The 2,094-nt window shown below is 66.4% G+C and carries 3 protein-coding genes; 1 reads left to right on the top strand and 2 read right to left on the bottom strand.

Annotated features, from left to right (window positions below):
- Nucleotides 1-938, top strand: a 938-nt coding sequence (locus MUO23_02400) for a hypothetical protein (protein MCJ7511803.1), incomplete at its 5' end; no start/stop codon positions are given.
- Nucleotides 939-1,124: 186 nt separating this feature from the next.
- Here MUO23_02400 and MUO23_02395 read toward each other — a convergent pair.
- On the bottom strand, nucleotides 1,125-1,499 hold the full coding sequence (locus tag MUO23_02395) for a DUF423 domain-containing protein (GenBank protein MCJ7511802.1): 375 nt from the start codon (nucleotides 1,497-1,499) through the stop codon (nucleotides 1,125-1,127).
- Between the two features lie 103 nt (nucleotides 1,500-1,602).
- On the bottom strand, nucleotides 1,603-2,094 hold a 492-nt coding region (locus MUO23_02390), incomplete at its 5' end, for a UbiA family prenyltransferase (GenBank protein MCJ7511801.1).

Here is a 2,094-nt window from a genome sequence, read left to right as displayed (position 1 = left end):
TCTATGACGAGACCGGATGGAACACCGAGATTCCCCCGGAATATGGCGATGTCGTCTACGCTGACAGCGGCTTCTACCGCGTGCGAGTGGAGACGCAGAAGGACCTGATCTTGGTGACCACCGGTGTCGAGCTGGCCAGGTTGGAGGAACAGGGACGGCAGGTGCTCGAGTTCGCCGCCGGGCCGGTGCGCGATTTCTATCTGGCCGGCAGTCCGGATTTCGTGAGCCAGGAGCGACCGGTCGACGGCATCCTCGTTCGGAGCACAACCCTGCCGGGGCTGGAAGCCGGGGCGCGCAACGTGCTCGACTTCACCGAGGCCTCGCTGGACGATTTCGGCGGCCGCTTCGGGGCCTACCCCTTCGTCGAGCTGGACATGGTCAGCACGCCGACCTCGGCTCTCGGGGTCGAGTACCCCGGGATCATCGCCATGGCGCAGCGGATGTACCCCGAGGATAGCCGGGAATACCCGCTGCCGATGCTAGAGAGCGTGACCGCCCACGAGGTCGGACATCAATGGTTCTACAGCCTGGTCGGGAATGACCAGCTCGACCAGCCCTGGTTGGACGAGTCATTAGCGCAGTACATCACGATGCTGTACTTTGGCGATCAGTATGGCCCGCGGGGCGCCGCCGGATACCGGGAGACCCTCGAACAGCGTTGGGACCAAGTAGAACGTCAACCGATGCCAATCGGCATGCCGGTCGGGGCGTATTCGCCGGCCGAATACAGCGCCATCGTGTACGGCCGCGGCGGGTTGTTCTTCGAAGCAGTGGCGGCGCAAATCGGCCAGGCCGCGCTGGACCAGGGGCTGCGTGCCTACGCCCAGCAGAACTGGTATGGCGTCGGGACCCCGGACGAGTTGCAGGCAGCGTTCGAGGCCAGCTGCAATTGCGATCTGGATGCGTTGTTCGCGGAGTGGGTGGGCGGCGGCAGTTGATCGCCGCCCGGATGGGTTTCCCCCGAACTGCCTCGGCCGGAACCCGATCGAGGCTGCTCTCGAAGAACGGGGGAGATCGGACGGTGCCGGTCACCCCCGTCTCGCGCTGGACAAGCACGAAAGTGCGACCCAGCCGGACTGGCGCAAGCCATCCGGCATTCCGCCTGAGGATGGGGCAGCGAACCGCTACTGGCGAAGCACCGCCACCGCCAGGCACACCCACCCAGCGATGAATGCCACCCCGCCCAGAGGGGTGATGGCGCCCAGCCAGCGGATCCCCGTCAGTGACAGCAGGAACAGGCTGCCCGAGAACAGCAGCATGCCTGCCAGGAACAGCCAGCCAGAAGCCTGCAGCCAAGTGGCAGCTGCGGGCCAACGCCCAAGCGCAAGGCCGAGCGCCAGCATCGCCAGGGCATGGACCATCAGGTAGCGGGCGCCGGTCTCAAAGGTCGCCAGCCGGTCGGGGGGCAGGCGGTCGCCAAGCGCATGGGCTCCGAAGGCGCCGGCGGCAACCGCCAAGGCTCCCGCCAGCGCGCCGATGACGAAGAACACTCTTTCCATCTGTGTCACCTCATCCTGAGCACGGCTGAGGCCGCGGCGTGGACCGGCGAATGCTGCTCGGCCTCACGCGACAAGCTCGCCGCCTCGGCTGCTGTTCCGGGATTCAAGCCATAGTCTCCAGGACGATCACGATCATTCCGCTGAGCATGAAGACCGAAGCGTACTTGAACAGTGCGAAGTTGAGAGAGGCTGATGGGCGGAGGGCGCTGCGAAGCGCGAGCCCGACCAGTCCCAGGCCGAGCACGCCCAACAGACGAAGGTAGCCCGGGCCCATGCCGATCTGCAGGGCGGCGAAGGTCATGGCCATCGCCGCTCCCAGGCTCGAGAGCGAGATCGCCAGGCGCGTCGCCCGGTCACCGTAGCGCTGCGGCATCGTCGGGATGCGGGCGCGGCGGTAGTCGCTTTCATAGCGCAGGCTGAACGTCAGGATGTGGGTCGGGATCCACAGGAAGACCGACAGGCACAGCGCGATGCCCGCAGCATCGATTGCATCCAGAGCCAGGGCGCGCCCGGCCAGGATCGGAACGGCGCCGGCAATGCCGCCCCACACCACCGACCACGGGGACCGGCGCTTCATCCACAGCGTATACACCAC

This window comes from Anaerolineales bacterium (genome assembly GCA_022866145.1).
Lineage (GTDB): Bacteria > Chloroflexota > Anaerolineae > Anaerolineales > E44-bin32 > PFL42.
Note: the sequence above shows the minus strand (reverse complement) of the source record. Positions and strands in the feature narration are given on the sequence as shown.